The organism is Akkermansiaceae bacterium (assembly GCA_019634595.1).
Classification (GTDB): Bacteria; Verrucomicrobiota; Verrucomicrobiia; order Verrucomicrobiales; family Akkermansiaceae; genus Luteolibacter.
In genome coordinates this window covers 540,349-564,055 of record JAHCBC010000004.1, presented here as the reverse complement: position 1 = coordinate 564,055, position 23,707 = coordinate 540,349, and the positions used below count along the sequence as shown (strand labels likewise).

Here is a 23,707-nt window from a genome sequence, read left to right as displayed (position 1 = left end):
CTGACTGATTTCCGGGTCCACCGCAATCTGGAAACCTTTAAGCTGACGGCAGCCTCGTCATGGGAGCATGAGTGTTTTGACTCGGATGATTCGTTCTTCAAGCCAGTACCAGGCATTCCTCCACCGGTCTCAGTCCATTGGAGGGAGTCGGATCGGAAAGGCAGGCTGTGGCCGCACCGATGGCCATCCGCAGGCATTCCTCCAGTGTCCAGTCCTCATGGATGCCATAGAGGAAGCCAGTGGCGAAGGCGTCGCCCGCGCCGTTCGCGCCGCGGATGTAGCCGTCCGGCAGCTTCGGCGAGAGGCGGGAAATGAATCGGCCGTCCGCGGTGGTGAGGAATCCGCCCCATGCGGTGTGGATCACGGCCGCGCGGCGCACCCCGAGGGAGATGAGTTCGGCGGTCGCATCCGCGAGTTCCGTCTCCGAGTCCGCCGGGATCGACCGGCCCAGCACCCGGGATGCCTCCAGTTCGTTGATGATGGCGTAGTCCGTGTGGCGCAGCGCGCTTAGGGCGATGTCCCGGAAACGCGGATGTTCCGTACTCACCAGATCGATGCTGGTGACGAGTCCGGCTTCCCCCGCACGGGCAAGCAGGTGCGCGGCGAAGGTTTCACCGTCATCCGCGAAGGAGTCCAGCTTCTCCAGGATCATCAGCAGGCCGAGATGGAGGATCTTCGCGGAGGTGGAGGTGAAGTCGATCTGGCTGCCATCGAACAGGGCGTTGGTGCCCGGATCATGGAAAAAGGTCCGCCGGCCGTTCTTCTGGTTGCACATGACATCCGTGAAGGAGGTGCCGCGCTCACCGGTGAAGTGGACGAAGGTGGTGTCGATGCCGTCCGCCTGCAGGTCGTCGAGGATCCAGCGGCCGTTGTCATCATCCCCCAGCAGGGCGGCGGCCTGGATGGGGAAGTCCGCCCTCATGCGCGCCAGGTTCTTCACCATGTTGTAGGGACCGCCTCCGTTCGACCGCGTCTGGGAGCGGATGATGGTGAGCATGTCCTCCGACGGGTAGTCGTCGATGAGCTTGATGAAATCGACAAGGAAGTTCCCTGCGGTGAGGATGCCGTGGCGTTTCATGGGTGGGTGATGGTTCCTTGGGCGTGGGATTCCAGGGCGGCGGCGAAGATCCGGTGGCTGGCCACCGCTTCCTCCGGAGTGGCGCAGCCGAAGCGTCCGTTGAGGTTGCCCTCCCGCTCCTCCAGATAGGCCGCCCACATCTGCTGGATGACATCGGGGAAGCCCGGCTCGAAGATGCCGCCGGTGACGGTCTTGAACGGCGTGCCGAAGCCGAGGTCCGTCCGCTTCCACCACTGTTCCTTGCCACGCTCGAACACCCACAGGGTTTTCGGCTCCGCGGTGGAGTAGCGGACGCCGCCGTCCGTGCCGAGGATCTCGATGAACCAGGTGTTCGTCGCGCCGGGGGCCAGGCGTTTCATCTCCAGTCGCAGGGGGACTTCATCCTCCCCGATGCGGGTCCAGCAGTGGAGCAGGGCGTTGTCCCAGGTGTCGCAGGTGGTGGTGCCGCCCTTGCCATCCGGTCGCTGGGGATAGCCCTTCTGGAGCTGGGCGAAAAGCTTCGTGGGATTCCACCCCAGGCGGAGTGGCAGGTGGCAGGCGTGCATGCCCAGGTCATTCAGCACGCCTCCTTCGCCGCAGGTGGCGTTGATCCGCTTCCAGTTCGCCGCCTTCGTCGGGTCCAGGTCACTGCTGTGGTGGAAACCGGAGACGGCTTCGAGGATCCTGCCGATCCCGCCGGACCGGGCGATCTCCAGCGCGCGCTGTGCTCCGGGAAAGAAAGGCATCTCCGAGGAACAGCGGACGAACCGCCCGCTATCCTTCACTGCGGCCAGGATGTTCTCCGCCGCCGCCAGGTCGATGCCGAAGGGTTTCTCCGCCAGCAGGTCCTTGCCCGCCTTCAGCACATCCAGATAGATCGTTTCATGGAGATGGTGGGGCACGGCGACATAGACCACCTCGATCTCGGGATTGGCCAGCAGCTCATGGTAGTCCGTCACCAGTTGGCTGCACGTCGGGATGTTCCTGAACCACTCCAGCGTCGCGGGATTGAGGTCCGCCACGGCGGTGAGGACAGGTTGCACGGTGACGTCCGTGAGCGCGCACCAACGGGCGAACGCGCTGGTGATCTCGCGGCCCATGAGGCCACCGCCGATGATGCCGATCTTGATTTGTTTCATGATGAGTGGGGCAGGGACGCCTCTCCGGGGTGTCCAGTTGAAAGGATGTCTTTGTTGAAAGTAGCGCTTTCCGCCCGGTAAGCGGCGGCCAGCAGGCTGATGGGATGCACCACCTCCATCGTCACGCCCTCCGCTTTCAGCCCGTTGACGATCTGCAGGTGGCAGCCGGGATTCGCAGTCGCCAGCACGGTGGCCCCGGTGGAGCGGATGTTCGCCACCTTGCGGTCGAGCAGCCGCTTCGATTCCTCCGGCTGCGTGATGGTATAGACGCCGGCGCTGCCGCAGCACCAGTTCGCCTCCGGCAGTTCCTTCACCCGTAGGCCGGGGATGAGGGAAAGAATGGCACGTGGTTGCAGGACCACCTTCTGCCCGTGGGCGAGGTGGCAGGAATCGTGATAGGTGACCGTCGCCGGTTCCGCAAACGGCGGAGCGGTGGGCGGGCGCACGCCGATTTCCGCCAGCCATTCGTGGATGTCCCGCAGCTTTGCATCCCAAGCATGCGCGGCGGCGGAGAAATCAGGATCATCCTCCAGCAGCGGGCCGTAGTGGCGCAGATGGGAGCCACAGCCGCCCGCATTGCTGATGATGGCATCGTAGTGCTCCGGCGGGAAAAGGAGGATCATCTTCCGGGCCAGTTCCTGTGCCATCTCCCGCTCGCCATTGTGGGCATGGAGCGACCCGCAGCACGGCTGGACCGCCGGGGTGTGGACGCTGCAACCGTTCGCCAGCAGGACGTCCACCGTGTCCCGGTTCACGCCCGGAAGCATGAGGTCCTGCATGCAGCCGGTGAGCACAGCCACCCGGTGGCGGGGTGTGCCGTCAGCTTCCTCCACCTCCCGGATCAGATCGTCGGAAAATTTCTCCGCGATGCGCGGCGACTGGGGTTCCAGCCTGCGGAGATCCTTTGGCAGCAGCTTCGTGAGGCCAAGACGGCGTGTCCATTTCTCCAATCCGCTCCGTTGGTGGAAGGAGATGCCTTTTCCCGCGGCACGCAGCAACCGCGGGTGCATGAACAGCACCTCCAGCGTGAGGGTTCGCCAGAAAGACCGCGCCGGGGTTCGGTTGATGCCAGTGCTTTCGATGTCAGCCCGCGCGGTTTCGAAAAGCTCCGCGTAGTTGACCCCGGCGGGGCAGGCGGTCTGACAGGCCAGGCAACCCAGGCAGTAACTCATTTCATCCGCGAATTCCTTCGTGATGCCCAGTTCCCCGTCCGCCACGGACCGCATGAGCGAAATGCGCCCGCGCGGGCTGTTGCGCTCGCGTTTCGTGGTGGTGTAGGTGGGGCAGGTCGGCAGGCACATCCCGCAGTGCATGCACTGCTGGAGGATGGCGTAGTCGAGCTGTTTGAGCGTGGCCGCCATCAGTCGAAGATCTTGCCTGGATTGAGAAGGGACCGGGGGTCGAGGGCCCCCTTGATGAGCCGCATGAGGTCGATGCTGTTGTCACCCACCTGCTGCCGGAGCCAAGGTTTCTTGGCGAGGCCGACGCCATGCTCGCCGGTGATGGTGCCGCCGAGCGAGAGGGTCTTCTGGACGATGGCATCAAGGGCCAGATGGACGCGGTGCATTTCGTCCGGATCGCGCTCGTCGGTCAGGAAAGTCGGGTGGAGATTGCCATCACCCATGTGGCCGAACGTGCCGCAGATGAGCTGGTGTTCCGTAGCGGTTTGGGAAATGAAGGCGACCATCTCCGCGAGATGGCTGCGGGGGACGGTGACATCTTCCAGGATGGTGGTGGGGCGGACGCGGGCGAGGGCGGAAAACGCGCTGCGCCGTGCCGAGGCGAGCCGCAGGGATTCCGCCTCGTCCTTCGCGGTGACGACTTCGCGCGCTCCATGGCTGCGGGCGATGGCTGCCATCTGCGCGGCCTCGTCCTCCACCGCGGCGGGATGGCCGTCCGTTTCCATCAGCAGGAGCGCCTCGCAATCGAGCGGAAGGCCGATCTTCGCATAGTCCTCCACACAGCGGATCGTCATCCGGTCCAGGAACTCCAGCGTGCAGGGGATGATCTTCTCCGCGATGATGGCGGACACGGTTTCAGCCGCATCCTCCATCCGTTCATAGGTGGCCAGCATCGTCCGCCGCGCGGCGGGGCGGGGGAGCAGCTTCAGCAGGACCTCCGTGATGATGCCGAGCGTGCCTTCGGAGCCGATGAAAAGATCCTTGAGGGAGTAGCCCGCCACGTCTTTGACACACGCGTTGCCGAGCCGGACGATCTCCCCGGAGGGCAGCACGATTTCCAGCCCCATCACATAGTCACGGGTCACCCCGTATTTCAGGCCGCGCAGCCCGCCGGAGTTCTCCGCCACATTGCCGCCGATGGTGCTGATCTTCATCGACCCCGGATCAGGAGGATAGAAAAGCCCGTGCGCCGCCGCCGCCTCATCGATCTTCTGGGTGATGGCACCGGGCTGGGCGCGGAGCGTGAGGTTCTTCGGATCGACCCCCAGGATGCGGTCCATGTTCACCGTGCACAGCACGATGGCGTCCGGGGAGGGGACGCTGCCGCCGCTCAGGCCGGTACCCGACCCACGGGTCACGATGGGAACGCCCGCCTCCGCCGCCAGTTTCACGCACGCCGCGACCTGTTCCGTATCCTGCGGAAAGACCACGACCCCCGCGCCGCCTTTCAGCGCCGCCGTGCCGTCGAAGCCATAGGGGATCAGGTCCTCGGTTTTCGTGAGGACGTTCCCTTCCCCCGTGATGGCGGCGAGTTGTCTGGCGAGCGGGTGCATGGGAGATCGGCTGATCCAGAATGTGGAGGGACTATCTGAAACCACGGATTACACGGATTTACGGATTCGGAAAGAGCCTCCGGATCATTCTCTGGAAATCAGTGTAATCTGTTTAATCCGTTGAATCAGTGGTTGAAAAGCTCCGTTCCCGCGGAAGTCATCCGGCGATCAGTTTCTCCGCCGCGTCCACATCCGCATCATCATGCACGAGCGCCATCAGCGCCGCGACGATGCCTTTCGGATTCGGGTGCTGGATCACGTTCCGGCCATAGACGATGCCGCTGGCTCCCTGCTGCATCAGCACGTGGGTGCGTTCGAGGATTTCACGGTCGCTCACCCGGCCACCGCCACGGACCAGCACCGGGATTCCGCCCGCGGCCTCGATGACCTTGTGATATTCGGATGCGTCGGAGGTGGGATCCGCTTTGATGACATCCGCTCCCAGTTCCACCGCCTGCCGGACGAGGTGGGTGATCTTCGTCAGATCCCCATCGACCATATAGCCTCCGCCGATTTCGTTCGGCTGGAACACCAACGGCTCAACCATCATCGGCATGCCGTAGTAGTCCGCCTGTGGCTTCAGCCGGAGGATGTTTTCCACGCACTGCTTGTGCACTTCCGGCGCGCCGGGGATCTGGAAGAGGTTCACGCACACACAGGCGGCGTCATTGCGGACCGCCTGCAGCATCGTTTCCTCGATCATCAGGCTGAAGCTGGTGGAGAGCAGTTCCTTGCCATAGACGTTCGCCACGTCCGTGCGCAGCACCAGCGCCGGCTTCTGCTTTCCGGGGATGGACTGGAGATGGCGTGCCTGGCCCAGCGTGAGCTGGATCGCGTCCGGGTTCGCATCGACCAGGATTTCGATGGCCTTGCGGATGTCCTCGATGCCCTGGAGGAAGCCGGGTTGGTTGAAGAAACCGTGGTCCACGGCGACGTCGAAACAGCGGTTCGACTTCGGATTGAAAAGACGGTTGAGACGGTAGGATTTCATGGAGAGGAGAGGAGTCGTTCCGGGAATATCCCCGAATATCGGGATTCCCCCTGGAGGTTGGAAGGATAACCGCAGGCCGGATCGATTTGCGGACGAAATGGATCGAAAACATGCGTTCCATCCGGACCACCGGCCAACAGGGAATCAGATGCCCAGCAGATGGCGGATAATGTAAAGTTCCAGCGCCTCGTAGTCCCGCGCATCCCGGAACTGCTGGACCAGACCCTGATCCATCGACCGGTATTTGCCGACCAGATGAAGGAAGATTTCCCGTGAGTTTTTCAGATGGTCGGTGACCGGGTTGCCCTTCTGCGTGCGGATGGCCTTCACATCGAGACCGATGAACGCGTCATAGCCGGACTCCTCCAGCACCCGCACCTGGTTGAAGGCGGCGCGGAGGTTGGCGGAACCGAAATTCTTGTCCTGGTCATACTTCAGGCCGTTCTGGTCGTTGAGGTGGACGCTGCCCAGCTTGTCATGGGCGAGCGCGAAGGCCATTTCATCACTGGCATCCAGCCCGGCGAGCATGGCGTGGGCGCTCTCGATGAGGCCCTTCACCCGCCTGTGGTCGGTGGAGGCATAGGAAAGCGCGATGGCGTGGCCGATGGTCGGAACATACGCCTGGTCGGTCGGTTCATTCGGCTTCGGCTCGATCCAGATCTCGATGTCCTTGTCGTATTCCAGCACGTTGTTGATCGTCTCAAGGATGCGCTGGTAGGCCAGCTTCGCGTCCTTCGCCTCGCGGATGTAGGTGCCTTCCCGGGCCAGCCACAGGACGATCGCCTTCGAGCCGATGGCATTCGCGATGTCGATGGTCTTCTTCGTGCGATCCCAGGCATAGGCCCGGTCGGAGGCACTGTTGGAGGTATAGCCACCGTCCACCGTCTCATCCGCGAACCACAGGCGGGGCGCGACGAACTCCGGGGTCAGGCCCTGGTTGTCCAGCATCGCCTTCACCTCGGCGGCCTTCGAGGAGATCTGCGCCGCGCTGAGGCCATCGATCCCCGGAACCACATCGTCATCGTGGAACTGCACGCCCTCGAAACCCAGCGGGCGGTAGAGCGCGAACTTTTCCTCATGGGGGAACGCGGGGCGGGAGTCCGGGCCGAAGGGATCGCCACCTTCGCTGATGTTCCATGGACCAAAGGAGAACCGGTATTGGGTTTGCGTGCTCATAGTTGGACCCATCATGCACGGAAGTGGTGCGGCTTCTACGTGCGCTCGCTCAATTTATGGGATGATTGTCTCAAAAAGGATTGGGATTTATGAAAAGGAGTGCGATGAAAGTGCCGGTGAAAGGCCTCCGTGAAACCATCGACCCTCCTGACGGGCAGGCATTCCGTGCCATCTGCTGGACCAGGAATCTGCGGGAGGTGGATTCCGTGCAGCCGGATGGAACGAAAAAGCGGATCGGAGGAGAGGGGGTACACTGGCACCACCATGTGGAGATGGAACTCACCCTTTTCACAAAAGGAAAGGGAACCCGGTTCGTTGGGGATCACATTGGTGAATTCGATGCCGGGGACTTGGTTCTGTTGGGAAGCAATCTGCCCCACTACTGGCATGCACCCGGAGGAAATGCCGGAGTCTCCATCCAGTGGCATTTCCCCACGGCCCACCCCATCTGGGAATTCGCCGAACTCTCCGCTGTCCGCAAGGTGTTCGGAGAGGCGGAAAGGGGGTTCCGCCTGAAGGGGCGCACCGCCGCCCGCGTGGCCACCTTGCTGGAAGATATGGGCCGCATGAAAGCCGGAGAGCGTCTTTCCAGATTGATCGAACTGTTCACAGCTCTCGCGGACATGCCGAAGAAGGATCGGGACATCCTTTCGTCGCGCTCCTTCGCCGGAACAGGTTCAAGGCACCAACCGGCGATAGCGGCCGCTGTCCGATACATGGTCGGCCATTTCCGAGAGGAGATCCGGATCGGGGACCTCCTGAAACTCACCGGTATGAGCCGTCCGACCTTCGCCCGCCAGTTCAAGGAACACGCCGGCCGGACCATGAGCGCGTTCGTGATCAAGCTGCGGCTCCAGGCGGCCTGTGCGGAACTCATGGAGACAGAGAAATCCATCACGGAGATCGCACTGAACTGCGGCTTCGGGGAGATCTCGTTTTTCAACCGGCTGTTCCGCCGTGAAAAGGGATGCAGCCCCAGGGAGTTCAGGAAGCGGCGGATGTCCGGACCGGCTTGATCAGCATCACGCTGTCATCGGCGCACGGTCTTTCCTCCGTTTGATGAAACCCACACTTCTCGTAAAAGCGCAGCGCCCTCACATTGTCGGACTTCACTTCGGCGCGGATCCGACTGAAGCCATTTTCCATCGCCCAGTTCCAGGCAACTTCCATCAGGCGTAGGGCGGTGTCGCTGCCCCGGAGTTCCGGTGAGATCCATACCTGCAGCAGCTCGCCTTCGGGAGAAGGATCGGCGTCCCGATAAATGGCGGCCAGGCCGAGAGGCGATTCTCCGATGACGATGAAAGTCGCGCGGTCCCCGCCGGTCGCGGACGCATCCGCCTGTGCGGCCCAGCTCGCGGCATCCCTTTGCGATGCGGCTTCGTGGGTGGTGGCGAACGCTTCCGGTGAGTCCAGCAGGGAACGCAGCCTCACCTCCCGGTAAAGATCTCCTTCGCCAGGCATCAAGCGACGGATGATCATCGCTTCATTTTCCGCCGCCACATTTCTTCGAGATGCGCTTCAGGAGCTCGGGTTCCTGCTCCAGTGTCTCCGCGAGCGCGCGGATGACGTTTAGCGTGGGCCGGGAAACGTGATGCTCCATGCCCTCCACATCGTGGTAGATGGTCTCCTCATCGATGCCGAACAGCCGCAGGAAGCGGGTGAGCGTCTCATGCCGCTCGACGATCGCTCTGGCGATCCGGAGGCCTTCCTCCGTGAGGACGGTGCCGCGGTATTTCTCATGCTTGACCAGTCCCTCCGCATCCAGCCGCTGCAGCATGTTGGTGACGCTGGCCTGGGAGATGCCGAGGTTTTTCGAGACATCCACGGCGCGGGCGTATCCCTTTTCCTCGATCAGATGGAGGATCTGCTCGAGGTAGTCGTCCATTGCGACGGAGCCGCTGGTGCGCCGGGGTGATTGTGTCATGGGCGGGCAACTCTAACGGCGGATGCGCGGTAGGCAAAGACGTTTCGGCGGGAACGAAAGGTGTCATCCACGCCGGGATCGGTGCCAGCGGGAGGTGTCAGGATGCAGCAGGGCCTCCACCGGATGCTCCGCCAGATCGTGGAGGCGGATGAGTTGGGAAAGTACGGCCAGCGATGCCACCGCATCGAACAGCGCGTCATGCCAGTTCTTTCCCGGCACCAACGGCTGGATCGTGCTGGTGACGCCCAGTGCATCACAGAGGTCACCGAGGGAATGTTTCGCCAGTTCCGGCCAGGCCGCACGAGCGAGGTGGAGGGTGTCGATCCACGGCCCGAAACCATGCCCGGGGAAGGTGCGGAGGAATCTCTTTTCCGTGCCTTTCGAGTGCGCGACCACGACCGCGCCGCCGAGCCGGGACTTCAGCTCCGGCCAGAGCGAGAGCAGGCTGGGGGCGTCCGCCAGATGCCCGGGTGTGATGCCGTGGACTTTTTGGGCGGACCAGTGGATCGGTTGGTCCGTGTGCAGATACGAGACGAAAGGGTCATGGTGATCCGCGGCCAAGGACCATGAAGCGATGCCGATCTGGATCGGCGCGTCCGTCTGCCCGCGGGCGGTCCCTGCGGATTCAAAGTCGATTGCGGTGAATGTCAGATCGCGGATCAGCATGAAGGCGGGGAATGATGGCCGCGACACGGACTGCGGAACAGGACAAATTGATGGGAGGGAGAGGGGTGATGTATGTTAGGGATCGGGTGAGATGACTTTCGTGAACCCCTACGCCACCCCTGCCATCGATCCCACTCCCGTCACCGTGCCGGGCGAGGGATCTCCTCTCGTCCTCGCCACCTTGGGTGAGCGTTTTGCGGGCGCTTTGATTGACGGATTGATAGGATGGGTGGGACTTCTTCTATCAATCCCGATTTGGAATGTTCTGTTCGCCCTTGGCGACATAGGCAGTGCCGGGAATTTGGTAAAAGTGGGGCCGGCAATAAGCATTGCCGTTGGTCTGGTGGCATTCGTGCTGATCATGGCTGTCCAATATGTTCCTCTGAAACAGAACGGGCAGACCTGGGGCAAGAAGGTGATGAAAACACGGATCGTCACTATGAAAGGCGAACAGCCCACCATCATCGATCTGGTTTTCAAACGCTATGCGTCCTTCCAACTGATCGGGCTGATGCCCGTTGTCGGAGGACTGTACTCGCTGTTCAACGTATTGCTGGTCTTCAGGAAGGATCGCCGCTGTCTGCACGACCTCATCGCGGGAACGCAAGTGGTGAAAGTTGCGGTTTCCTTGGCACCTTCTGTGACTCCCTGAAACGGTCCACGGAAAGCGGGTGATCACTGTTCCGAAAGCGGAAGTATCTCGAAGCGGTGCTTCCTGTCCGCTCCAGTTCCAATCAACGCCGCAGCTCCCTTCCATCCGTCGGGATCGGCGGTGCGGATCTTCACATCACGATCACCGGCGGCCATTGCGGCCGCAGTCGGGACGTCCAGGTGCTTCAATACGTTCAGATAGGCCGGTGCCGCTTTGTCCAGATGGGATGAAGGGACGTTCCGGAGATCGAGATAGTTCACAGCCGGCTCGAACAATGAGGCATGGATCGCATTCACCGCTTGGGCACCGGAAGCATCGATCAGAACCGACGAATCTCCGAATTCCGGCAATGAACGCAGCCGGTTCACGGCCGCGCGGATGTCCCATACCTGCCAGGACTCCAGCGTCGCTCCGGTGAGATAAAAGCTCCTGCGGAGCTGGGTCTGGTCTTTTTCCGTCCCGATCTTCCGGTGGGGGCCTTCCCCACGCGGACAAAGGAATGCCAGAGGAACTCCGGAGCCGATCAACTCTTCCATCGCCGCGAGCTTGGCGGTGTCATTCTCCCTGCCGGGAAACAACGAAGGGAACACCGGGCCATATTCCCCTTCAAATGCCTTCCATCCCGCGTCGTCGAGGACGTTGAGCACGATGTGTTTCCGCTCCGCTGGCCCGTCCGGCAGCATCATGACCAATAGATAGAGATCGAGTGCCGGTTCAGTTCCCTTCCCCATGGGTCGGAGCGTGTATTTTTCCGCGGTGACTCCGCTGGCAAGGATCATGCCCGCAGGTTCCATGAAAGGTGCTCCGGTTTCCGGCCAACTCGCAAAGACCTTCCCGCGCAGCGCTTTCATCAGGTCGGGCTTGGCTGTCTCCCAATTCCCCGCGGCGGGTGCTTTTGCCAGCGGCACGAACGATTCATCGATGGTCGTGTTTTTCTGGTCTTCCGGCAGCTTGTCGAACACCCGCAGCTTTTCCATGGGAATGGATTTCACTGCGGCTCCGTCGTAGGTGGCCATCGCGGGTTCACCTTTCAGGTGTCGCAGCATCCAGTGGAACTCCCCCGTGTTGAGCGGTTGCAGATCCGCATGGGGGCCTTCCGCTATGTGCAGGCCGAGATTCTTTTCAGCACCGAGCATCCCATACACCGTCCGTGTCTTGCGGAAGATGTCGAACACGCCATCCACGGGAAAAATGGAATCCTTGTCCGTGTTGGCGATCAGCAGGGGGCGGGGGGCGAAGAGGGAAGCCACACGGTCGTAGTCCCATTGGTAGCCGTTCACCATGAACATGCAGTCGCAGTGTCCATAGACGCATTTGTGCACCACATGGTCACGCAGCGTGGTGATGCCGGCGGTGGGGGCGGCGCAGGCCACCCGCTCATCGAGGGCGGCCACCCACCACGAATAGGCTCCGCCGCCGCTGCGACCGGTCACGCCGATCTTTTTCGCATCCACCTCGGGCCGCGTCAGCAAATAGTCGATGCCACGGATGCCCGCCCATGCCTCCACCCCGGCAGGCGTGTAGCCACGGGAGATCCAGTCCCAGCGGTCCATCCTGTGGGTGCCATGGTGGGCACCCCGGATCTCCCCGAGCTGGACGGTGTCGATGATCAGGCAGGTGAAGCCGTTCTTGGCGTACCACACCCCATGGTGTTCGTAGCCGGTTTTGTTGCCGTAGCTGATCTTGTCCTTGATCTTGTCCGAGTGGCCGCAGAGGTAGAGGACGGTCGGCAGTGGTCCGGTGACCTCCTTCGGGCGGTAGAAATTCGCCGTCACATAGAGGCCCGGTGACGACTGGTAGTGGAGGTTCTCCACCACGATGCCCTCATGTTCGAACTCACCCGTTTTCGTCGCGTGCAGATCGCCCTTTGGTGGCATGGGGTCGAGCCCCAGCATCTCCGCCAACTGACGGCGGGATTCCTTCTGCCCGGCCAGCCACGCTTCCTTGTCCGGTATTTCCTCCGCTGCACGCCGTTCGATCTTCAGAACCTCCGCCTCGAGCTGGCGGCCGAAAGAGTCCGGTGGAGCGGGCGTTTCCGGAGCGGCGAGAGACACGAACCCGGCCCCTGCAAGGAGCAACGGTAGGAGAATGCCATTGGGACGCATCCCGCCATCCTAGGAAAGACACTTCCGGATGCAATGTCGGAAGATGACGCAAAACGGTCAGAACGCTCCGTTAAATTTGCGTCCGGTCCAGAAGATGCCGAGCAGGATGATGATGGCCGCCAACGTGGCCCAGTGGGACAGCAGGGGCATCCGCCTTTCCAGAGGACGGGGTTCCGGCAGGGCGGTGATCTCCTTGATGAGATCCGGAAGCTGGTCCGGCTGGATCACCCGGCCACGCGAAATCCTGGCCATCTCCTCCAGTACCTCCGGTCGTGCAGGCTGTCCTGTTTTCTCGATCTCGGTGCCCTGTGCGAGGATCACCGTTTCCACCGGCTTGTCCTCCGCACCGCCAGCGGTGGCCCGCAGTTTCCATTCGCCGGGCAGGGTGACTTTGAAACGTCCGCTGAAGGCTCCCCATGCGGAGTCATTCTTCTGCAGTTCCGTCCGTTCCGTCCGTCCGTCCGGCGCGGTGATGTCGATGGAGACGGTGCCTTCTTTGAGAGGCGCGCCGTTCGGGTCGAAGGCATTCGCGTTGAGCGTGACCGTGGCGCCGGGTTCCGGCCTTTCCGGGTGGAAGAACATCCGCACCCTCTGGCCCGCCGCCATGTTGCGCTGGTAGGACATCCACCGCGCGACCTGGCCCCAGAAGCGGTAGTGATAGAGATCCTCCACACCGCGCCGCCAGCGCCATGCGGAATCGATGCCCATGAACAGCACCTTGCCGCTGCCCGCCGTCTTCGTGACCATGAGCGGGATGGGGCCGAATTTCCCCCGCCGGTTGCCATGCACGGCCAGCACCTCCGTGCCGCCCTTCGCCTTGATGACGGGCGCATGCCAGAAGAAGCCGGGAAGCTGCCTCCAGATCGCCGGGTTTTCCTCCTCCGTGCTGCCCAGCATGGTGAGCAGGGAAGAACGCCCCTCCGTGGTCAGGTTCAGCGGGGATGCGATTCCCTCCGGCACACCCTGCTTCGCCGCCTCATCCAGCGTGACCGGGAGGAGATCGGAAAGATCCGTGTCGAGCAGGGTGAACTGGTTCCCCTGCGGGCCGGGCAGGAACACGATGCCGGAGGCCTGGTTCTCCACCAGCCCGCGCATGAGGGTGCACTGCGCGGCGGTGAGCTGGTCCGCCGCCACACCGACATCACCGAGGAAGATCACATCGAACTTCGCCAGATCCTCGATCTTTTCCGGAAACTTGTCGATGTAGTGGAGTCCCGCCGCCGGGCCGAGCTGCGGGTGCAGCAGCAGGCAGGAAAGCTCCACGCCGGGATCCCGTGAAAGCGCGTTGCGCAGGAAGCGGAACTCCCAGCGGGGCAGGGTCTCGATCACCAGCACACGGATCTTCTCCGGCTTTCCGGAAATGGTGAACTTCCTGCTGTTGTTGGTGGGCACCAGCTCGCCGTCCGCAACGGGGATGCTCAGCTCCAGGGTGGAAGAACCCTCTTTCTCCAACCGCCAAAGGATGGATTCGTAGGTCTCGGCATTCGGCGCGATGAGGATGTCCTTGGTCCTTTCCCTCCCGGAATCATCCCTCAACCGGACCAGCGTCCGCACGGGCCGGTCCAGTGACGACCGGAAGGTGAACGGGATCTGCACGTTCTCCCCCACGATGCCATAGGACGGTGCTGTCACCGCCAGCAGATCCAGGTCCGGCAGGCGCGTCTGGCTCCCCACGGGGATGGGGAAAAGTGGCACCCCCCGCAGGCGCATCTTCTGGGCGGCGGCGACCGGAGGTTGCCCCGTATTATAGTCTCCGTCGCTGAGCATCACCACCGCCCGGAGATTGTTTTGCTTCTCCAGGAGGTCGGAGAGGGGCGTCTCCAGGTCGGTGCCGGCCAGGACACTGGTGTCCTCCGGCGGAGTGGCGAATGGGAGTGTGATGATCTCATTCCGCCCGTCCGATGCGAGCGGCTTCCACAGATCCGACGCCAGCGTCCTCTTCACCAGTTCCTCCCGGGAAACCACTTCGTTGTTCGGTGACAGCGAAGCGGGAAGGGTGGCATCGATGGTGGTCATCGACTTGGAATCGTCCCACAGGATGGCGATTGCGGGCTTCGCGTCCGGGTTGAGGGTGACCCGCCATTCCGGTTGCCACAGCAACACCACGATGACGGCCGCGATCATGAAACGGAGCGTCTCCAGAAGGAAGGTGCGGCGGGGATGGGGACTCCGCCGGAACGAAACGACACACAGCACCGCCACCACGATCAACGTGATGATCCCGAGGGTGAGGGTGACAGGGGTTGGAGAAAGGTGGAGCAAGGATCAGACTGGAGTGGATTTCGTCGCACCGGACGGCAGCGGGGAAACCGGTTGCTTCTTGGGCAGCGACAGGATCGCTTCCGAAATGAGGAAAAAGATCACGGCGATGAGGAATGGCCGCCACAGATCCCGGGAAAGGTCCGCCTCCCTCGCTTGGCCCGCCTGGTCGAGCAGGGTGTAGCCGGTCCCGTCCAGGGCGGCGTCGAGTTGCTCGCGGGTGAGCATTTCCGGCTCGTCCTCGGAAAGCGGGCGGTTGATGGCCAGAAGCCGCGAACCGAGACGGTGGACCCCTGCCTCATACGCCGCATTCGCGGGATCCGGCTCGCCATGGTGGTCCAGCCGGGTCCGGGCCTCCCCGGCCAGCGTCCGCGATTCATCACCGCCCACCGTCCCGAGATAGGAAGCATCAAAACGATCCGCCCCTGCGGTGACGATGCGCTGGACCACTGGCAGCAGCACATCCGCGTCCCCCAGGTTTGACCACGTGTAGTCCGGAGTCGAACCGAGGAACCACGCCGTGCCACGGTCCACCACCTGGCGGGAGAGAAATGGTTCGCCATCCTCCCATTTCGCCAGCGGTGCGGCGTCGCCGAGCGGGATCTGCCTGCGGATGGCCTTCAGCCGCTCGGCGGGGATCGGGGTTCCGTCGATGCCATCGCGCAGCGGACCATCCGTATGGTTCCAGTCCCGGAGGATGAGGAATTTTCCGCGTTCCGCCTCGGTGGGTTGCGACCATTTCAGGTCGAGGAACGGTGCGGACGATGCCTCGCCGGGTGGGAGGAAAAGCACCTGCCCGCCGGAGGTGAGAAACCGGTTGAGCCACTCCGCGGTGGAGCCGGTGGGAAAGGGAGCCGCCCACAGGATGGCCGCCAGATCATTCGTGGAGATCGCCGCGGCTTGCGCGGGCGGGATGAACCCGGCGGACTGGCTGCCGAATCCGGGAGGCGCGGCGGCCAGCAGCAGATAGTCCGCCGCTTCTCCGGGAGTACCCACCACGAGGGACTTCACCGGGCGCGACGGGCCGTAGGCGAAGAACGCCACGTTGTCCCGCGGGTTGCCGTCACCCGGGATCGAAAGGTGGCCATGGCCGGTGCTGCTGTCAGGTGGCAGGACGATGCGTTTCTGGAAACGGAAAGCCTGGCCGGGGATGGTGAGGGTCTCCGTGGTGCCGCTGCCATCGAGATGGGTGGTCAGCGGGATGTTCGCAGTACCCCGTGCATTCTCCGGGCGCAGGACCTCCAGATCCAGGATGAGTTCATTTCCCGTGCGGCGTGAACCCAGCAGGCGGAGGGCATTGTTCGAGGAAGTGGAGCCGGAGAGGGAAATCACCCGGATGGCCGGCTTTTGCGGGAGGCTGGCGATGCTCGCCCGGGCAGCCGCCCAGCGTTCGTCGTCCGCCTTCCAGTTGGACGACTGGAGGTCGGACGCCAGCCAGATCTCGGAACGCCCCGGTGTTTCCGAGAGAAACTCCGCCGCGCTGGCCAGCAACGAGGGGAAATCCGCCGCGCTGTCCGTGGCTGCGGTGGACGAGAGTTCCGGCAGCACATCCGACGAGGGAACGTCCTGCGGCCTGCCGCTGGCGGAGTCGATCAACACAAGCCGCGGAGAGCCGATGTCCTTCAGCGCGCCGCGCACCTGCTCGAGCACAAGCTGGCGGCGCGGTGAGAGTCCATCACCGGGCCTGGACTCCATCGAAGCCGAGCGGTCGAGCACCAATACCACCGTGTTCACCGTGCCGCCGCCCCAGCCCATCAGGCTGGAAGCGATCGGCCGTGCCGCCGCCATGGCCAGTGCCGCGATGCCCAGCGCCCGGCAGGTGAGGATCAGGATGTGCCGCAGCTTCTTCTTGCCCCGGCTTTCCCGCGTCGCTTTCAGCAGGAACTGCATCGCCGCCCACTGGATCGTCTTGTGGCGGCGGCGGTTCAGCAGGTGGATCGCGATCGGAATCGCGGCCGCGGCGAGGAACCAGAGAAGCAGTGGAGAGAGGAAAAGCACGGGTATTAAGCACTAAATCTTAAGCACCAAATCCGAAACGAAGAAGGGTGCAAGAAACGGCGGCTATTTTTGAGAATTTCTGAGGATGGTCGCCAGGATTCGGGACAATTCGTCGGATTCCCGGTAGAGCTGGCGTAACGTTTGTTTCAGAGTGTCGTCGGAGGAGGTTTCTCCCAAGAGTCTTAGCCATAAGCGGGTTTCACTGGCCTCTTTCTTCGAGATCCGGATTCTGAGGAGAAAGTCAGGTTTCGAGACGGCATTATTTGCCTCGATGTAGTTGGCTGCAACCGAACCTGAAGACCGGAGCAATTGATCGACATCGGTCCATTGCTCCCGGTTCCATTTCCTCCCTGCGATGCAACGCCGGATGGAGAGCGCGAACTGGAACGTGCGTTCCTCCAGATCATATTCCGCTCCATCGGCCATCTCCTCGTTTCGAATTTGGTGCTTAAGATTTAGTGCTTCGAACGCACGATGCGCGCGGTGAGGAACTCCCTCAACAACGGCTCCAATGGCGTGTCCGTTGTCACCAATTGATAATCCGCGTTCGCATCATGGCACTTGGCCCGGACTGCGGAGAGGAAATCGCGGAGGGCGGTTTTGTATTCGTCGGCGATGAGATTCGGTTCCGCGACCAGGGCGGTGCCATCCTCCAGGTCCACGAAGCGGCGGGGACTGTCGAAATTGAAACCGATCTCCAGAGGATCCATCAGGTGGAACACGGAGATGTCATGCTTGCGGTAGCGCAGATGCTGGAGGGCATCGCCGAACGCCTCCGGATCCGTGAACAGGTCGGAAAGGATGACGACGAAGGCACGTTGGCCGATCTTTTCCGCGATGGTGTGCAGCGCGCCGATGAGGCCCGTTTCACCGGAAGGCTCCAAAGATGACAGCGTCTGGAAAAGACGCTCCAGATGGGCAGGGCGGCGGCTGGGCGGTACTTCCAGGTGCAGCTTGTCCGTGCAGATGGAAAGACCGGCAGCATCGCCTTGATTGACCAGCAGGTAGGCGAGCGACGCCGCGATTTTCCTCGCATACTGGACCTTCGGCCCTGCTTCGCCGGAAAACTTCATCGAACCGGAGGCATCCACCACGAAGTAGGCCCGCAAGTTCGTGTCCGCCTCGAACTCCTTGATGTAATACCGGTCGGAACGCGCGTAGGCCTTCCAGTCCAGTCGCCGGGTATCGTCTCCCGGCACATACTTGCGGTATTCCGCGAACTCGACCGACGATCCCCGGTGCGGCGAGCGGTGCTTTCCCGCCACGTTGCCCATCATCGGCACGCGCGTCTCGATCGGCAGTGAGCCGAGACGGGAAAGCAGCGTGTTGTCGAGGAAGTCGTATTTCACTTCGTGAGAATCAAGAGACAAGAATCAAGAATCCAGATGCAGCGGTGTGGGAGGCTTCAAATGGCCTATGAGTCCGCTCAGCATCCGGGAAATTTCCCGTGTTTCCTCGATCATCATGTCGGTATTGCTGAAAGGTTCGATTTTCAGTTCCCTGCACTTCCCTGTGGATCATGAGTTGGGTACGGAGTTCCCCGCACGAACCTTTGCTATAGCTGAGAAATCGGGAAAAGTCTGCTTCTGAGGATCGCTCCGAGCCTTCGGCAATATTTGAAGGAATGGAAATGGCCGAACGATGGATCTGATCTCGCAGGGCAAATTCACGGGACTTGTGGGACGCGACACAGACGTTGATCGCCAACCTGCATCCACGTTTCCAAACCTCCAGATTTTCAAAATTGTGATTCATGGTGAAAAAGGGCCTCTTTCTTGATTCTGGGTTCTTGAATCTGGATTCTTTATTCCTCCCGCATTTCAGTGATGAGTCTTTGAACGATCTTCTTCGAAGTCATTCCCTGCGACTCCGCGGAGAAATTCGTGATCACCCGGTGGGTGAGAACAGGCGAGGCCACCGCTTCCAGATCTTCCAGCGATGCCATATAGGCACCACGTAGCGCGGCGCGGGACTTCGCTCCGAGAATCAGATACTGCACGGCCCGCGGTCCCGCGCCCCAGCCGACGGTGTCCTTCAGCCATTGTGGGGACTCCGGCTGGTTCGGGCGGGTGCGGCGGACGATGTTCACCGCATATTCATAAAGATGCTCCGGCACCGGCACCCGGCGGACGAGCTGCTGGAAGGCGAGGATCTTGTTGCCGTCGATCAGGCGGTTGAGCGCCTGGCGGGCCGAGCCGGTTGTCTCCCGGGCGATCCGGATTTCATCCGCGGCGGAGGGATAGTCCAGTTCGATGAGGAACATGAAGCGGTCGAGCTGCGCTTCGGGGAGGGGGTAGGTGCCCTCCTGCTCGATCGGGTTCTGGGTCGCGAGAACGAAGAAGGGAGGGGAGAGGGGGTAGGTTTTCCCCAGCACCGTCACCTTGTGCTCCTGCATCGCTTCCAGCATCGCGGACTGGGTCTTCGCCGGGGCACGGTTGATTTCGTCCGCCAGGACGATGTTGGCGAAAAGCGGGCCGCGGATGAATTCAAACTCCCGTTTTCCGCCCACGCCGGATTCCTGGATGATGTCCGTGCCGGTGATGTCCGCAGGCATCAGATCCGGAGTGAACTGGATCCGGTTGAAGGAAAGCTCGAAGGTCTCCGCCACGGACGAGACCAGCAGGGTCTTCGCCAGACCGGGCACCCCCATCAGAAGGGCGTGACCGCGGGCAAACAGGCAGATGGCGAGTTGCTCGATCACCTCCTCTTGGCCGATGATGGTTTTTCCAAGTTCCTCCCGGAGAGCTTGGTAAACTTTTCCGAGTTCGTCGATGGCCGCGACGTCGTCGGGCGGCAGGTGGTGGGCGGGAAGGGCGGAATCCATGAAATAGAACGAGGCTGACCGTGCCAAACTAAGGGAGCACAATGGATTGTCCAGAAGGGACCGTCCCAGACAGCAACCTTGGAAGGGAGGGGGATTCCTTTAAGAAATCCGAAGTAATCGCCGAAATTTTCCATTTCCCACTTGCCAGACCGGGTTCGTCTGCTAAATCAGCCGCCCCCGCGGAAACCCGGAGCGTTCCGGCGTACCCTGCGGTCACTGCGAAATCCCGCTTAACATGGCACGTATCCTAGGTATTGAAATTCCCAACGAGAAGCGCATCGAAGCCTCGTTGCCGTATATTTTCGGCATTGGTCGCCCGACCGCTGCGAAGATTCTTGATCACGCTGGCATCGATCCGAACATCCGGACCGGCCAACTGACCGAGGACCAGCTTGTCCGCATCGCCCAGGTGATCCAGGCGGAGCAAGTCCTCGTCGAAGGTGACCTGCGCCGTGAGCGCCAGTCGCAGCTCAAGCGCCTGACCTCCATCAACTGCTACCGCGGCATCCGCCACAAGCGCGGCCTTCCGGTCCGTGGCCAGCGCACCCGCACCAACGCCCGCACCCGCAAGGGCAAGAAGAAGACGGTCGGCGTTAAGAAGTAATTTTTTGATCATAGACTCATGTCCGAAGAAACGAAACCAGAAGCCGCTGTGAAGCCAGCGGTTGAGCCGACAGCAGCTCCAGCACCCGCCCCTACCCCCGCCCCTGAGGCTGCGGCACCCGCGGTCGAAGGCGCTCCCAAAAAGGAAGCGAAACGCGACATCTTCGCCGAGATCGGCGGAGGTGAGGAAGAAATCAAAATTCACAAGGCCAAGGGCTCGAAGAACGTTCTTCGCGGCATCGTCCACGTGACTGCCACCTTCAACAACACCATCGTCAGCGTCACCGACGTGAACGGCAACTCGATCGGTTGGTCGAGCGCCGGCAAGATGGGCTTCAAGGGTTCCCGTAAATCCACCGCTTATGCAGCGCAGGTCGTGTCGCAGGACGCCTGCCGCCAGGCGATGGGCCACGGCCTCAAGGAAGTGGATGTGCGTGTCAAAGGTCCGGGTTCCGGCCGTGAGTCCGCCGTCCGTGCCGTCCAGGGTCTGGGTCTTGAGATCCTCTCCATCCGCGACGTCACCCCGATCCCGCACAACGGCTGCCGTCCGAAGAAAGCGCGCCGCGTCTAATCCCCAACTTTAGAAATTCCAGAACATGGCACGTTACACAGGTCCACGCGCGAAGATCAGCCGCCGTTTCGGCGTCTCCCTCTTCGGCCCGTCCAAAGCAGTCGAGCGCCGCAATTTCCCACCGGGTCAACACGGCGTCCGCGCCGGCCGGAAAAAGAAGAGCGAATACTCCGTCGCACTCGGCGAGAAGCAGAAGCTCCGTTTCCAATACGGTGTCCTCGAGAAGCAATTCCGTGGTTACTATGAGGAAGCAGCCCGCCGCCGCGGCGTTACGGGTGTCATCCTCTTGCAGCTCCTCGAGCTCCGTCTCGACAACGTCATCTACCGTTCCGGTTTCGCGAACACCCGCCAGGCAGCCCGCCAGCTCGTCAACCACGGCCACGTCCTCGTGAACGGCCGCAGCGTTGACATCCCGAGCTATCAGGTGAAGCCGGGCGACGTGGTGAAGGTGGCTGCCAAGCCATCCTCCCAGCAACTCGCGACCCGCATGGTCGATCTCACCCAAGCTGCCCCGATCGCTGACTGGCTCACGGTTGACAAGGACAAGCTTGAAGCTGTGATCGCCCGCGTCCCGGAGCGCTCCGACATCGATCCGCTCGTCAACGAGCAGCTCATCGTCGAGCTTTACTCCCGCTGATCTCCGCAAGGAACAGTTGTTTTCCAAAAACGTCCGGTTTCCGAAAGGGACCGGGCGTTTTTGTTCGCGTAGCGAAGGTCGTGAGACCTTCGGCGGAGGATGTCCGTAAAGATCCCGGGCCGTTTCCTTCATCCGGCATCGCCACAACCGAAGCTTTCACAAGCTTCGCTACCAAAACAAAAAAAGCGGCCCGCCTGATCACCATCCTGGAAAAACCCAAAACCAGGAAGTATCTCACGCGGGCCGCCTTGTCTTGCGACATGGAGAGATACCTGTCGGAGCGACTCCATCTTACAAAGATCGCGAAAAATTTCGCACGCTCGCCTGATGGGTTGTGTTGGGTTTTTGCAAGTGATTGAAATCCAAATTTTTTGGAGAATGTCCACCGTGGAAAATCACATGCCCGGCTCCGTTGCGGAACCGGGCATGCTTCTTGTCAGGCAACCGTTCACCGACAAAAGGGGCGGGGAAGTCACACCACCCCTTGGGCGAGCATAGCGTCCGCGACTTTCACGAATCCGGCGATGTTGGCCCCGTCCACGTAATTCACGAATCCGTCCTTGCCGGTACCATACTCGACGCAGGAATGGTGGATGTTCTGCATGATGGCGTGCAGGCGGTTGTCCACATCCGCCCGGCTCCATGGCATCCGGATCGCGTTCTGGGACATTTCGAGACCGCTGGTGGAAACCCCACCGGCGTTGGCCGCCTTTCCGGGACCGTAGGCGATCCTGGCGTCGAGGAAGACCTTCACCGCCTCCAGGTCGGAAGGCATGTTCGCCCCTTCCGCCACGCACTGGCAGCCATTGCGGATCAGGAGGGCGGCATCGTCTCCGTCGATCTCGTTCTGCGTCGCACAGGGCAGGGCGATGTCACAGGGGATCTCCCACGGACGCTTGCCGTCGAGATAGGGGAGCTTGAAGTGATCCGCGAACTCGGAGATGCGGCCTCGCCGCTCGTTCTTCAGCTCCATGCACCACGCCAGTTGCTCGGAAGTCAGGCCATCCGGGATGTGCACCGTTCCCGCGGAGTCGGAGAGGGAGATGACGGATGCGCCGAGTTCAATGCACTTTTCGGACGCGAACTGGGCGACGTTGCCGGAGCCGGAGATGGCCACCTTTTTGCCCTCGAAGCCATCCTTGTGGAGGTGGAGCATCTCCTGGGCGAAATAGACGCAACCATAGCCGGTCGCTTCCGGACGGATGAGGCTGCCGCCGTAAGAGAGTCCCTTGCCGGTCAGCACGGAGGTGAACTCGTTGGTCAGGCGCTTGTATTGGCCGAACATGTAACCGATTTCCCGCGCCCCCACGCCGATGTCTCCGGCAGGCACGTCCACGTCCGCGCCCACATGGCGGAACAGTTCGCTCATGAAGGACTGGCAGAAGCGCATCACCTCGCCGTCGGTGCGCCCTTTCGGATCAAAGTCGGATCCTCCCTTGCCTCCGCCCATCGGCAGGGTGGTCAGGGAGTTTTTGAAAACCTGCTCGAAGGCGAGGAATTTCAGGATGCTCAGGTTCACGGACGGATGGAAGCGGAGGCCGCCCTTGTAGGGCCCGATCGCGCTGTTCATCTGCACCCGGTAGCCGCGGTTCACATGGGTGGTTCCGCTGTCATCCACCCACGGCACCCGGAAAAGGATCACCCGCTCCGGCTCGACGATCCGCTCGAGGAGACCGTGCCGGAGATATTTTGGATTTGCCTGCACGAAGGACCAGAGGCTCTGCAGCACCTCTTCCACCGCCTGGTGGAACTCGGGTTGCAGGGGATCTCTCCGGCGGATGTAGGTCAGGAATGAATCGAGGGATTCGTAGCGGCTGTTTCGGGTATCAGTTGACATAAGATGGAGTTGCCGGGCCTGGTGGCCGCTTATTGCGGGCAGGGCTGGGCGAGGGAATCCTTGAGCACCTCCCGGATGACCGCGCGCTGCGGCCCGGCAGGGGAGGTCCAGGTGACGTTGGTGCCGACCTTGCGGCCTAGGATCGAAAGTCCGCAGGGGGAGAGCACCGATACCCGCTCCGTGTCATCGCGGGCCTCCTTCGGGAGCACGATGCGGATGCTGCGGGATCGTTTCGGGGAACTCAGGATGACCAGATCACCCAGACCCACGTGGACATCGAGGGTTGGTTCGTCATCGCAGATCCTGGAAGAGCCGATGAATCCCGAAAGCGCGTCATACGCCTCTGGATGAGGGATGAGGCCGGGGAGTTGATGGTGGAAAAGTGCGGAGAGGGTCGAGCGGTCGCGCCCGGCCAGAACAATCGTAGGGTTCATGGTAATAGATTGGATGGGTCCCTTCCGGTACGTGGAAGGAACTGCGGTTGGATTCCGTCAGGAGTTGGGGTTTTCGGAACAGCCTCGGGAAGTGTTTCCC

23 protein-coding genes are annotated in these 23,707 nt (G+C 61.9%); 5 read left to right on the top strand and 18 right to left on the bottom strand.

Annotated features, from left to right (window positions below; translation table 11 throughout):
- Positions 1-97: 97 nt before the first annotated feature.
- The 6 genes from KF712_17610 to KF712_17585 all read right to left on the bottom strand — a co-directional run bounded on the left by KF712_17610 (position 98) and on the right by KF712_17585 (position 7,097).
- Positions 98-1,078: a carbohydrate kinase family protein gene (locus KF712_17610; protein ID MBX3742805.1), complete on the bottom strand. Its 981-nt coding sequence runs from the start codon at positions 1,076-1,078 to the stop codon at positions 98-100.
- On the bottom strand, positions 1,075-2,196 hold the full coding sequence (locus tag KF712_17605; protein MBX3742804.1) for a Gfo/Idh/MocA family oxidoreductase: 1,122 nt from the start codon (positions 2,194-2,196) through the stop codon (positions 1,075-1,077). The genes KF712_17610 and KF712_17605 overlap by 4 nt, the downstream gene beginning before the upstream one ends.
- Entirely contained in the window at positions 2,193-3,557 is a 1,365-nt protein-coding gene (locus KF712_17600) for a (Fe-S)-binding protein (protein MBX3742803.1), read from the bottom strand. Before KF712_17600 ends, KF712_17605 begins: the two co-directional genes overlap by 4 nt.
- Entirely contained in the window at positions 3,557-4,930 is a 1,374-nt protein-coding gene (locus tag KF712_17595) for an FAD-binding protein (GenBank protein ID MBX3742802.1), read from the bottom strand. The genes KF712_17600 and KF712_17595 overlap by 1 nt, the downstream gene beginning before the upstream one ends.
- A gap of 157 nt (positions 4,931-5,087) precedes the next feature.
- Positions 5,088-5,921 (bottom strand): aldolase, encoded by an 834-nt coding sequence (locus tag KF712_17590; GenBank protein MBX3742801.1) that lies wholly within the window; start codon positions 5,919-5,921, stop codon positions 5,088-5,090.
- A gap of 144 nt (positions 5,922-6,065) precedes the next feature.
- Positions 6,066-7,097, bottom strand: coding sequence for a TIM barrel protein (locus KF712_17585; GenBank protein MBX3742800.1), 1,032 nt, complete (start codon positions 7,095-7,097; stop codon positions 6,066-6,068).
- Positions 7,098-7,186: 89 nt separating this feature from the next.
- Here KF712_17585 and KF712_17580 point away from each other — a divergent pair, with 89 nt between their 5' ends.
- On the top strand, positions 7,187-8,113 hold the full coding sequence (locus tag KF712_17580) for a helix-turn-helix domain-containing protein (GenBank protein ID MBX3742799.1): 927 nt from the start codon (positions 7,187-7,189) through the stop codon (positions 8,111-8,113).
- On the opposite strand, the gene KF712_17575 is transcribed toward KF712_17580, so the two are convergent.
- The 3 genes from KF712_17575 to KF712_17565 all read right to left on the bottom strand — a co-directional run bounded on the left by KF712_17575 (position 8,082) and on the right by KF712_17565 (position 9,687).
- Entirely contained in the window at positions 8,082-8,558 is a 477-nt protein-coding gene (locus KF712_17575; GenBank protein ID MBX3742798.1) for a GNAT family N-acetyltransferase, read from the bottom strand. The two genes, KF712_17580 and KF712_17575, sit on opposite strands and share 32 nt — an antisense overlap.
- A 22-nt stretch (positions 8,559-8,580) precedes the next feature.
- Entirely contained in the window at positions 8,581-8,982 is a 402-nt protein-coding gene (gene mntR, locus KF712_17570; protein MBX3742797.1) for a transcriptional regulator MntR, read from the bottom strand.
- Positions 8,983-9,084: 102 nt separating this feature from the next.
- Positions 9,085-9,687, bottom strand: a complete 603-nt coding sequence (locus KF712_17565) for a 3'-5' exonuclease (GenBank protein MBX3742796.1) — start codon at positions 9,685-9,687, stop codon at positions 9,085-9,087.
- Positions 9,688-9,787: 100 nt separating this feature from the next.
- Between KF712_17565 and KF712_17560 the strand changes: the two genes are divergently transcribed.
- Positions 9,788-10,339, top strand: coding sequence for an RDD family protein (locus KF712_17560; protein MBX3742795.1), 552 nt, complete (start codon positions 9,788-9,790; stop codon positions 10,337-10,339).
- 23 nt (positions 10,340-10,362) lie between these two features.
- On the opposite strand, the gene KF712_17555 is transcribed toward KF712_17560, so the two are convergent.
- From KF712_17555 to KF712_17525, 7 genes are all read right to left on the bottom strand, one after another.
- Positions 10,363-12,444, bottom strand: coding sequence for an acetylxylan esterase (locus tag KF712_17555; GenBank protein ID MBX3742794.1), 2,082 nt, complete (start codon positions 12,442-12,444; stop codon positions 10,363-10,365).
- 57 nt (positions 12,445-12,501) lie between these two features.
- Complete coding sequence (locus KF712_17550) at positions 12,502-14,706, bottom strand: hypothetical protein (protein MBX3742793.1); 2,205 nt, start codon at positions 14,704-14,706, stop codon at positions 12,502-12,504.
- A 3-nt stretch (positions 14,707-14,709) separates the two neighbouring features.
- Positions 14,710-16,701, bottom strand: coding sequence for a BatA domain-containing protein (locus tag KF712_17545; protein ID MBX3742792.1), 1,992 nt, complete (start codon positions 16,699-16,701; stop codon positions 14,710-14,712).
- Positions 16,702-16,764: 63 nt separating this feature from the next.
- On the bottom strand, positions 16,765-17,127 hold the full coding sequence (locus tag KF712_17540) for a four helix bundle protein (protein MBX3742791.1): 363 nt from the start codon (positions 17,125-17,127) through the stop codon (positions 16,765-16,767).
- A gap of 29 nt (positions 17,128-17,156) precedes the next feature.
- The gene (locus KF712_17535; GenBank protein ID MBX3742790.1) at positions 17,157-17,978 is read right to left on the bottom strand and encodes a DUF58 domain-containing protein; all 822 of its coding nucleotides are present in this window, start codon (positions 17,976-17,978) and stop codon (positions 17,157-17,159) included.
- Between the two features lie 82 nt (positions 17,979-18,060).
- Positions 18,061-18,456 carry a four helix bundle protein gene (locus tag KF712_17530; GenBank protein ID MBX3742789.1) on the bottom strand — a complete coding sequence of 132 codons (396 nt, stop codon included), beginning with the start codon at positions 18,454-18,456 and terminating at the stop codon, positions 18,061-18,063.
- 49 nt (positions 18,457-18,505) lie between these two features.
- Positions 18,506-19,525: an AAA family ATPase gene (locus KF712_17525; GenBank protein ID MBX3742788.1), complete on the bottom strand. Its 1,020-nt coding sequence runs from the start codon at positions 19,523-19,525 to the stop codon at positions 18,506-18,508.
- A gap of 235 nt (positions 19,526-19,760) precedes the next feature.
- Between KF712_17525 and rpsM the strand changes: the two genes are divergently transcribed.
- The 3 genes from rpsM to rpsD are packed head-to-tail and all read left to right on the top strand — an operon-like array spanning position 19,761 to position 21,336.
- A complete protein-coding gene (gene rpsM / locus KF712_17520) occupies positions 19,761-20,129 on the top strand; it encodes a 30S ribosomal protein S13 (GenBank protein MBX3742787.1) in 369 nt (122 codons plus the stop codon).
- Positions 20,130-20,147: 18 nt separating this feature from the next.
- Entirely contained in the window at positions 20,148-20,699 is a 552-nt protein-coding gene (rpsK, locus tag KF712_17515; protein MBX3742786.1) for a 30S ribosomal protein S11, read from the top strand.
- Between the two features lie 25 nt (positions 20,700-20,724).
- Positions 20,725-21,336 carry a 30S ribosomal protein S4 gene (gene rpsD, locus KF712_17510; GenBank protein MBX3742785.1) on the top strand — a complete coding sequence of 204 codons (612 nt, stop codon included), beginning with the start codon at positions 20,725-20,727 and terminating at the stop codon, positions 21,334-21,336.
- A 472-nt stretch (positions 21,337-21,808) separates the two neighbouring features.
- On the opposite strand, the gene gdhA is transcribed toward rpsD, so the two are convergent.
- Entirely contained in the window at positions 21,809-23,173 is a 1,365-nt protein-coding gene (gene gdhA, locus KF712_17505; protein MBX3742784.1) for an NADP-specific glutamate dehydrogenase, read from the bottom strand.
- A 29-nt stretch (positions 23,174-23,202) separates the two neighbouring features.
- Positions 23,203-23,607 carry a GreA/GreB family elongation factor gene (locus tag KF712_17500; GenBank protein ID MBX3742783.1) on the bottom strand — a complete coding sequence of 135 codons (405 nt, stop codon included), beginning with the start codon at positions 23,605-23,607 and terminating at the stop codon, positions 23,203-23,205.
- Positions 23,608-23,707 lie beyond the last annotated feature (100 nt).

What these genes read in the sequence shown, in the direction of transcription:
- gdhA (MBX3742784.1), bottom strand. Translation starts at nt 23,173, where the DNA reads ATGTCAACTGATACCCGAAACAGCCGCTACGAATCCCTCGATTCATTC.
- KF712_17580 (MBX3742799.1), top strand. Translation starts at nt 7,187, where the DNA reads ATGAAAAGGAGTGCGATGAAAGTGCCGGTGAAAGGCCTCCGTGAAACC.
- KF712_17590 (MBX3742801.1), bottom strand. Translation starts at nt 5,921, where the DNA reads ATGAAATCCTACCGTCTCAACCGTCTTTTCAATCCGAAGTCGAACCGC.
- KF712_17585 (MBX3742800.1), bottom strand. Translation starts at nt 7,097, where the DNA reads ATGAGCACGCAAACCCAATACCGGTTCTCCTTTGGTCCATGGAACATC.
- KF712_17595 (MBX3742802.1), bottom strand. Translation starts at nt 4,930, where the DNA reads ATGCACCCGCTCGCCAGACAACTCGCCGCCATCACGGGGGAAGGGAAC.
- KF712_17565 (MBX3742796.1), bottom strand. Translation starts at nt 9,687, where the DNA reads ATGCTGATCCGCGATCTGACATTCACCGCAATCGACTTTGAATCCGCA.
- KF712_17600 (MBX3742803.1), bottom strand. Translation starts at nt 3,557, where the DNA reads ATGGCGGCCACGCTCAAACAGCTCGACTACGCCATCCTCCAGCAGTGC.
- KF712_17530 (MBX3742789.1), bottom strand. Translation starts at nt 18,456, where the DNA reads ATGAATCACAATTTTGAAAATCTGGAGGTTTGGAAACGTGGATGCAGG.
- KF712_17500 (MBX3742783.1), bottom strand. Translation starts at nt 23,607, where the DNA reads ATGAACCCTACGATTGTTCTGGCCGGGCGCGACCGCTCGACCCTCTCC.
- KF712_17535 (MBX3742790.1), bottom strand. Translation starts at nt 17,978, where the DNA reads ATGATGGGCAACGTGGCGGGAAAGCACCGCTCGCCGCACCGGGGATCG.
- rpsD (MBX3742785.1), top strand. Translation starts at nt 20,725, where the DNA reads ATGGCACGTTACACAGGTCCACGCGCGAAGATCAGCCGCCGTTTCGGC.
- KF712_17610 (MBX3742805.1), bottom strand. Translation starts at nt 1,078, where the DNA reads ATGAAACGCCACGGCATCCTCACCGCAGGGAACTTCCTTGTCGATTTC.
- rpsK (MBX3742786.1), top strand. Translation starts at nt 20,148, where the DNA reads ATGTCCGAAGAAACGAAACCAGAAGCCGCTGTGAAGCCAGCGGTTGAG.
- rpsM (MBX3742787.1), top strand. Translation starts at nt 19,761, where the DNA reads ATGGCACGTATCCTAGGTATTGAAATTCCCAACGAGAAGCGCATCGAA.
- KF712_17555 (MBX3742794.1), bottom strand. Translation starts at nt 12,444, where the DNA reads ATGCGTCCCAATGGCATTCTCCTACCGTTGCTCCTTGCAGGGGCCGGG.
- KF712_17575 (MBX3742798.1), bottom strand. Translation starts at nt 8,558, where the DNA reads ATGCCTGGCGAAGGAGATCTTTACCGGGAGGTGAGGCTGCGTTCCCTG.
- KF712_17525 (MBX3742788.1), bottom strand. Translation starts at nt 19,525, where the DNA reads ATGGATTCCGCCCTTCCCGCCCACCACCTGCCGCCCGACGACGTCGCG.
- KF712_17605 (MBX3742804.1), bottom strand. Translation starts at nt 2,196, where the DNA reads ATGAAACAAATCAAGATCGGCATCATCGGCGGTGGCCTCATGGGCCGC.
- KF712_17540 (MBX3742791.1), bottom strand. Translation starts at nt 17,127, where the DNA reads ATGGCCGATGGAGCGGAATATGATCTGGAGGAACGCACGTTCCAGTTC.
- mntR (MBX3742797.1), bottom strand. Translation starts at nt 8,982, where the DNA reads ATGGACGACTACCTCGAGCAGATCCTCCATCTGATCGAGGAAAAGGGA.